The following is an 8,460-nucleotide window of genomic DNA, read 5'->3' on the forward strand; positions in this document are numbered from 1 at the left end:
CGCGCGGACCGTCACCCACCGCTGTCTTCTCGGGGTACGTCGACAGCAGGTCACCCGGCCGTCCCGCTCGGTCGGTCGGCGGAGGGCGCACCGGCCTGAACGGACACAGGGGACGGCACCCCCTGTCGGAAGACCCCGTTCTCCTCTAGGTTCAGCCGCACCGGTCGATTCGACCTTTGTCACTGTGCGTCGAACCGGCCGGCGTCCTTCCCCACGCCCCGAGAACGGAGCGGTATGCACACTAATCCGCGCACCGGGTCACGCCGACGACTACTCGTCGCGCTGCCCGCCATCGCCCTCGCGGCCACGGCACTGACCGTGACCGGAACCGCGTCGGCCGAGACGTCCGGCCCAGCCTCAGCCACGATCGGTGCGGACGAGTACTACATCAACTACGCCGAGCCCGAGGTGCAGCCGAACACCAGCGGCAAGGAGGTCAAGGGCGCCGACGGGGTCTACACCCCCGCGGGGGACAAGTCCCGGGCGTACGACCGCAAGTTCGCCGCCGGTAACCCGACGACCGCGAAGCAGTTGGCGAAGCTGGAGGCCAAGTCGGTCCAGACCGGCAAGAGCCCCCGCAAGATCAAGCAGGCCCCGAGCACCCAGACCGCCAAGCTGCTCACCCTGCTGGTCGAGTTCAACGACCAGGCCAACGACGACTTCACCGGCGTGATGGTCCCGAAGACGGTGTTCGAGGACCGGACCTGCGTCCCCGGCACCGTGCAGAACGGGCCGAAGCACAACAACATCGCGAACCCGGCGGCCCTGCCGCACAAGGACAACAACTCGATGTGGGTGCCGGACTTCTCCCCGACCCACTACGACAAGATGCTCTACACGAAGAAGGGCATCACCGAGCGGGTCCGCACGGACCTGACCGGGCCGGACGGCCAGCCGGGCGTCAGCCTCGCCGGCCGGACCATGCACAACATGTACCTGGAGATGTCCAAGGGCGCGTACACGGTGGACGGGCAGGCCAGCCCGTGGATCACCGTGCCGCACTCGGAGGGCTGGTACGCCGCCTCGCGCTGCTTCCAGGACGAGAACGGCAACTGGGTCGCCGGCCGTGAGCAGGCGATGAACGGTCACCCGGACAACCCCGCCGGGGCGGGCCGGCTCGCCACGGACGCCATCGACGCCCTCGCCGCGATGGACCCGAGCTTCCCCTGGGCCGACTACGACATCGAGGACCAGGCCGACCGGGACGGCGACGGCAACCTGCTCGAGCCGGACGGTGTGATCGACCACCTGGTGCTGGTGCACGCCGGCCAGGGCAAGTCCCGCGGCGGCGGCAACGAGGGCACCTACGCCGTCTGGGCGCACTCCTCCACCGTCCCCGGCGGCTACACGATCCCCGGCACGAACCTCAAGGCCGCGAACTACATCGTGCAGCCGGAGGACGCCGGCGTCGGCGTCTTCGCCCACGAGTTCGGCCACGACCTGGGCCTCCCGGACCTCTACGACACCTCCGGCAACGCCGACTCGGACGTGGACTTCTGGGACCTGATGGCCTCCGGGTCGCACAGCGGCGAGATCTTCCAGGCGCTGCCCACCCACATGGGCATCTGGGACAAGTGGGTGCTCGGCTGGGCCGAGCCGGAGACCATCGCCCCCGGCTCCGCGCCGCGCGTCGTCCGGGTCGGGCAGACCTCACGTACCCCGGTCGGCACGGCGGACGGCATCAAGGTCGACCTGCCGGACAAGGTGCTCACCCTCGCCACGCCGCACAGCGGCACGAAGATGTGGCACAGCGGGGCCGACCAGAACTGGGCCGACGTCAAGCTGTCCCGCGCCGTGAGCGTGCCCTCGGCGGCCGACTCGAAGTTCTGGATGTGGAACAACTACATCATCGAGGAGGACTGGGACTACGGCTTCGTCGAGCTGTCCGCCGACGGCGGGGCGACCTGGTCGGAGCAGAAGGTCTACGACGCCACCGGCGCGTTGGTCACCACCGATGACAACTACGCCGACCCGAACGGCCGGATGGCCGACTTCGGCGGCAAGCGGTACGGCCTGACCGGCTCCACCGGCGGCTGGCGGCACGACTACGTCGACCTGTCGGCGTACGCGGGGCAGACGGTGCAGCTTCGGCTGCGTCAGGCCACCGACGAGGCGTTCAACGAGCGGAACTGGTTCGCCGACGACTTCTCGGTCACCGGCGGCGGGGCCACCACCTGGAGCGACGACGTCGAGGGCGGGGCGAACGGCTGGACCGCCACCGGCGGCACGTTCACCGACACCACCGGCGTGGGCTGGAACATCAACACGGGCACCGAGCGGCGGGCGCACTTCTACCTGGCCGAGTGGCGCAACTTCGACGGCTTCGACAAGGGCCTGAAGTACACGTACGACACGGTGTACTCGCACGAGGCGTGGAAGGTCGACAAGATCTCCTACAACGCCCCGGGCATGCTGGTCTGGTACCGGGACACCGCGCTCGGCGACGTCAACCACGTGACCGGGCAGATGACCGCCCTGCCGAGCTACGGCGCGAAGGGTGGCCTGCTGATCGTCGACTCGCACTTCGACCCGTACCGGCGGCAGGGCACGGCGGCCGAGAAGGACCCGTCGGTGCTGGACAACCTGCCCAGCCGGCCCCAGTCGTCGAACGCGGCGTTCGGCCTGAAGAAGACGAAGCCGTTCACCGAGTGCCTTGAGGCGGCGGGCGAGCCGTACAGCGAGTACTGCACGAGCTTCCCCGCGCAGCCGGCGGTGCCGGGCTTCACCGACGCCAAGACCTGGTACCCGGGCATCGAGATGCGCAACGGGTCGCCGTACGCCCGGGACAACGACGCCTCCGTGGTGCTGCCGTCGCGGGGCAACGCGCCGTACACCACCCGGGTGGTCAACCCGGACGGTACGCCGGCCCGGTCGTTCTACGGCGTCGTGCTGGGCGGTGGGGCGATCGTGCTGGGCAACGGCAACCCCGCCAGCCAGAACGTGCACTTCGGCGTCACGCTCACGGTCAAGCAGGCGACGTCGGACAACACCGTCGCCTCGGTGCGGGTGACCTCGGCGCGGCCCTGACCCCTCAGGCGCGTCGCAACATCGGGCGGGGCCCGTCCGGAGCACACCGCTCCGGGCGGGCCCCGCCTGCGTCGTCCGGGAAGCGTGCCCCCGGTCGGGCGGCGCTCCGTCGACGGGACCCGCACGACCCTCGACACGCCGGGTGATCGTGGCCAAAACGTAATGTGAGGTCAGGTCGCATCGCGTCGCCCTGGCCCCGATTTGCCGACCTTTGCCGGACGTCCTGATCGGCTGTCCGCGCTCACCGGACAGTGACAACGACCGACTCCTCTGCCAGGGTGGCAGACGCACCCATGACAGCCTCGACCCCGGTCGTGCCTGTCATGTAACAGTCCACAAAGGAGGATCTTTGAGGAGACGAGTCACGGCGGGCCTGGCCTCGGCCGCGGCCGCGCTGCTGGCGGCCGGCGTCGTCACGGCCCCGGCGTCCGCCGCCCCGACGGCGGAGCCGACCCCGGGCGCCGAGAAGGCGGAGCGCCGCAGCGACAGCCTTCCCGACGCCAAGGCGGACCAGCACCAGGAGGTCCGTAAGCAGGCGATCGCCGACCTGCTGCAGGGCAAGGTCAAGCTCCAGACCCGCAACGGTTCCAAGGTCATCCAGGTCAAGAACGACAAGTTCGTCGAGTACCAGCAGGCCCCGAAGACCGATCCGATCTTCACGATGCTGGTCCAGTTCGGCAACCAGACCGACCCGCGCACCGGCGGGACCGCCGGCCCGCAGGTGAACCAGATCGCCGCGCCGGACCGCAACTGGGACGGCGGCGCCACCGACGACAACAGCACCCTGTGGCGGTCCGACTTCAACCGGGCCCACTACATGGACATGTTCTACGGCGCGGACGAGTCCATGCGGGACTTCTACCTCAAGCAGTCCGGCGGCCGGTACACCGTCGGCGGTGACGTGAGCAACTGGGTCACCGTGCCCTTCAACGAGTCCCGGTACGGCAGCCCCGCCATCTCCGAGGCCGACGGCTACTGGAACTTCGTCAAGGACAGCGCCACGTCCTGGTACGACTCGCAGGTCGCGGCCGGCAAGACGCCGCAGCAGATCAAGGACTACCTCGAGCAGTTCGACGTCTGGGACCGGTACGACTTCGACGGCGACGGCGACTTCAACGAGCCCGACGGCTACGTCGACCACTTCCAGGCGGTCCACGCGGGCGAGGGCGAGGAGGCCGGCGGCGGCGCCCAGGGCGAGGACGCCATCTGGTCGCACCGGTGGGCCGCGTTCCCGAACCTGGCCGGCAGCGCCGGCCCGGCGGGCAACCTGGCCGGCGGCGTGCAGATCGGCAACACCGGGATGTGGATCCGTGACTACACCACGGAGCCGGAGAACGGCGGCCTCGGCGTCTTCGCGCACGAGTACGGCCACGACCTCGGCCTGCCGGACCTGTACGACACCAACGGCGGCGACAACGGGGTGGGCTTCTGGAGCCTGATGGCCTCGGGCTCGTGGCTCAGCCGTGGCACCGACGACATCGGCTCGACCCCGGGCTACATGGACCCGTGGTCGAAGCTCTTCCTCGGCTGGCTGAACCACTCGACGGTCGAGTACGGCAAGGGCAACACCATCCTGCCGATCGGTCCGGCCGGTGACAGCGACGGGCCGAAGGCCCAGGCGGCCGTGGTGAACCTGCCCCCGCAGACCCAGACCACCTCGTACAACACCCCGTTCGCGGGTGCCAACGAGTGGTGGGGCGGCAGCGCCGACGACCTGAACACCACGCTGACCCGTCAGCTGGACCTGACCGGTACGACGTCCGCGTCGATCACCGCGAAGGCCTGGTACGACATCGAAGAGGACTACGACTACCTGTACGCCGAGGTGTCCACCAACGGTGGCGCCACCTGGGCGCCGCTGAGCAACTCGCTCATCGACGCCGGCGAGACCGGGGTCGACGGCTCCAGCAGCGACGCGTGGGTCGACCTGACCTACGACCTGTCCGCGTACGCCGGGCAGAGCGTGCAGTTCCGCTACCGCTACCAGAGCGACGGCGGCGTGCACCTGGCCGGCGCGTTCCTGGACAACATCTCGCTGGTCAAGGGCGGCGCCACCACCTGGACCGACGGCGCGGAGACGCTGGACGCCGCGTGGACCGCCAAGGGCTTCACCCGGATGGGTGGCTCGGTCACCGACTCGTACCCCCGCTTCTACATCGCGGAGAACCGGACGTACCTCGGGTACGACGACACGCTGCGCACCGGCGGGTACAACTACGGCTTCGCCAACACCCGCCCGAACTGGGTGGAGCGGTTCTCGAACCAGCCCGGCCTGCTGATCTGGTACGTGAACTACGCGTACGGCGACAACAACACCTCGCAGCACCCGGGCTTCGGCTTCAACCTGCCGGTCGACGTCCGCCCGGGCCAGATCAAGGTGGGCGACCGCGCCATCACCAACCGGCGCAGCGGCTACGACGCCACGTTCAGCTGGTTCGTCAAGCCGGCGCAGACCTTCCACCTCAACGGGGTGGCGGTCACCGTGCCGAAGCTCAACCCGAACCCGGTGTTCAACGACAGCGACGTCGACCGTTACTGGACGGCCGGCAACCCGCAGAACTCGGTGAAGGTGGCCGGCACCGGCACCAAGATCACGATTGTGACGCAGGGCAAGAAGGCAACCGACAACATGGTCCTGCTTGTCAGCAACTGATCCATTGATCGATGAAGGGGCCGGTGGCGGCGACGCCACCGGCCCCTTCCGTCTGCGTCGATGCCTACTGATCGAGATCTGTCACTGCAATTCCTGCCCCGGCGTCCACGCTGTTCAACCGTTCGGAGAGCGACAGGGGTGTGACGGTGGAACGCATTCCCAACAAAAGTTTGCAACAAATCGACGTACGCGTCTTCCCACCCGTCCCGGGAGACTCTATGTTCACCATTGGTCCCACTAGTGGGATCTCTCACCGGCCCGTACCCCCGTTGGGTCGGTTCCCTCACACCGGAGGTACCACGTGCGGAAAGTCGCAGTGGGTCTGCTCGGGCTTTCGTTGACGGCGACGGGACTGGTGGTCGGCACGTCCGCCAGCGCCGCGCCGGCTCCGAAGCTCCCGGCAACCGCCCCGTCGGCCGCCGAGGCCCAGGCGGATCACGATCTGCCGGACAAGCTCGAGGACAAGCGCCGCGCGCTTCGTCAGGAGGGACTCAGCGAGGTCCTCTCCGGCCGGGCCAAGGCGCAGAAGATCAACGGCAGCACCGTCGTCAAGGTCGGCGAGACCGCCGGCAGCGCGGCGGCGGCCGCCGGCGCCCGGAACGCCAAGGCGGGCCAGCAGGACCAGTACGTCGAGCTGGCCCGGGAGCGGACCGACAAGATCTTCGTGATCCTGGCCGAGTTCGGCGACGACCGGGACCCGGCGTACCCGGACAAGGACACGAACCCGACCATCGCGGGCCCGACCACCTTCAACGGGCCGGTGCACAACCAGATTCCCCAGCCCAACCGCGCGGTCGACAACTCGACGGTGTGGCAGGCGAACTACAGCGCGGACTACTTCCGCAAGCTGTACTTCGGCACCGGACAGGGCGACGAGTCGGTCAAGCAGTACTACGAGTCCCAGTCCTCCGGGCGCTACACCGTGGAGGGCCAGGTCACCGACTGGGTGAAGGTCAAGTACAACGCCGCCCGGTACGGCCGCTCGAACGACCCGAAGGCCGACAACGACCCGACGGGCGACCCGGCGGTCTGCGCGGCGAACAACTGCCAGAACGCCTGGGACCTGGTGCGCGACGCCGCCAACCAGTGGGTCGCCGACCAGAAGGCCAAGGGCCGCACCGACGCCCAGATCAAGGCCGACATGCAGTCCTACGACCAGTGGGACCGGTTCGACTACGACGGCGACGGCGACTTCAACGAGCCGGACGGCTACATCGACCACTTCCAGATCGTCCACTCCGGCGGCGACCAGGCCGACGGCGACCCGCACCAGGGTGAGGACGCCATCTGGAGCCACCGCTGGTCGGCGTACAACACCTCGCGTACCGGCCCGGTGAACTTCCCGATCGGCGGCACCCAGATCGGCAACACCGGCATCTGGATCCGCGACTACACGGTCCAGCCGGAGAACGGCGGCCGGAGCGTCTTCTACCACGAGTACGCGCACGACCTGGGCCTGCCGGACGACTACAACAACCTCAACGGCGGCGACAACAACAACGAGCACTGGACCCTGATGGCCCAGAGCCGGCTGAACGCCAAGGAGGACGCCGGCATCGGCGACCGCGGCGGCGACCTCGGCGCCTGGAACAAGCTCCAGCTCGGCTGGCTCGACTACGAGGTGGTCAAGGCCGGCCAGAAGAAGACCCTGGAGCTCGGCCCGCAGGAGTACAACTCCGCCAAGCCGCAGGCTGCCGTGGTGGTGCTCCCGCAGCGGGAGTACACCTTCGACTACGGCCAGCCGTTCGAGGGTGCCAAGCAGTTCTTCTCCGGCAACGACGACGACCTGGACACCACGCTGACCAGGACGATCGACCTCACCGGGAAGACCTCGGCGGCCCTGTCGCTCAAGGGCCGGTTCGCCATCGAGTCGGGCTACGACTACCTCTTCTTCGAGGCGTCGACCGACGGCGGGGCCACCTGGGGCGCGCTGCCCGGCACCGTGGACGGCAGGCCGATCCCGCCGGTGTCGAACACCGACCCGACGCCGGGCCTCAGCGGCAGCAGCGCGGGCCGGTGGACCGACATCAACATCCCGCTGAACTCGCTGGCCGGCCAGGTCGTGCAGTTCCGCTTCCACTACCTCACCGACGGGGGAGTCGCCGAGGGCGGCTTCTTCGGCGACAACATCACGGTGACCGCCGACGGTCAGACCCTGTCCACCGACGGTGCCGAGACCGGCACCGGCGCTTGGGTGGCCAAGGGCTGGAGCATCGTCGCGGGGACCTACACCCGGCTCTTCGACAACTACTACATCGCCGGCAACCGGACGTACGTCTCGTACGACAAGTACCTGAAGACCGGCCCGTACTACTTCGGCTACGCGAACACCCGCCCGGACTACGTGGACCACTACGCGTACCAGGAGGGCCTGCTGATCTCGTACTGGAACCTCCGGTTCGCGGACAACGACACGTTCGAGCACCCGGGTGAGGGTCGGAACATGATCATCGACTCGCACCCGCAGCCGATCTACAACCTGACCGGCAACCCGTGGCGGGCCCGCGTCCAGGTCTACGACGCGACGTTCGGCCTGAAGAAGGCGGACTCGTTCACGCTGCACATCAACGGTCAGGCCCAGTACGTCCGGGGCCAGGCCGCGCAGCCGCTGTTCGACGACACCAAGCAGTACTGGTACCCGGAGCTGCCGAACCACGGCGTCAAGGTCCCGGCCACCGGCACCAAGATCAAGGTGCTGGAGCAGAACGGCACCTCGGTCAAGGTCCGCTTCTCCTGATCCACTGATCGACCGCACCACCGCGATGCCCGGGCAGTCCACC

3 protein-coding genes are annotated in these 8,460 nt (G+C 68.6%); all 3 read left to right on the top strand.

Going from position 1 to position 8,460, the window contains the following annotated elements:
* Window positions 1–234 precede the first annotated feature (234 nt).
* The 3 genes from ABT023_RS11785 (at window position 235) to ABT023_RS11795 (ending at window position 8,417) form a co-directional block, all read left to right on the top strand.
* Window positions 235–3,027: an immune inhibitor A domain-containing protein gene (locus tag ABT023_RS11785; protein ID WP_350884315.1), complete on the top strand. Its 2,793-nt coding sequence runs from the start codon at window positions 235–237 to the stop codon at window positions 3,025–3,027.
* A gap of 349 nt (window positions 3,028–3,376) precedes the next feature.
* Window positions 3,377–5,680, top strand: a complete 2,304-nt coding sequence (locus tag ABT023_RS11790; RefSeq protein WP_350884317.1) for an immune inhibitor A domain-containing protein — start codon at window positions 3,377–3,379, stop codon at window positions 5,678–5,680.
* A gap of 316 nt (window positions 5,681–5,996) precedes the next feature.
* Entirely contained in the window at window positions 5,997–8,417 is a 2,421-nt protein-coding gene (locus ABT023_RS11795) for an immune inhibitor A domain-containing protein (protein WP_350884356.1), read from the top strand.
* The last annotated feature ends 43 nt before the right edge of the window (window positions 8,418–8,460 follow it).

The sequence above is a fragment of the Micromonospora sp. NPDC002296 genome (assembly GCF_040296145.1).
Lineage (GTDB): Bacteria > Actinomycetota > Actinomycetes > Mycobacteriales > Micromonosporaceae > Micromonospora.

Excerpts from the sequence above, each read along its gene's own strand:
- ABT023_RS11785 (WP_350884315.1), top strand. The coding sequence starts at position 235 with ATGCACACTAATCCGCGCACCGGGTCACGCCGACGACTACTCGTCGCG.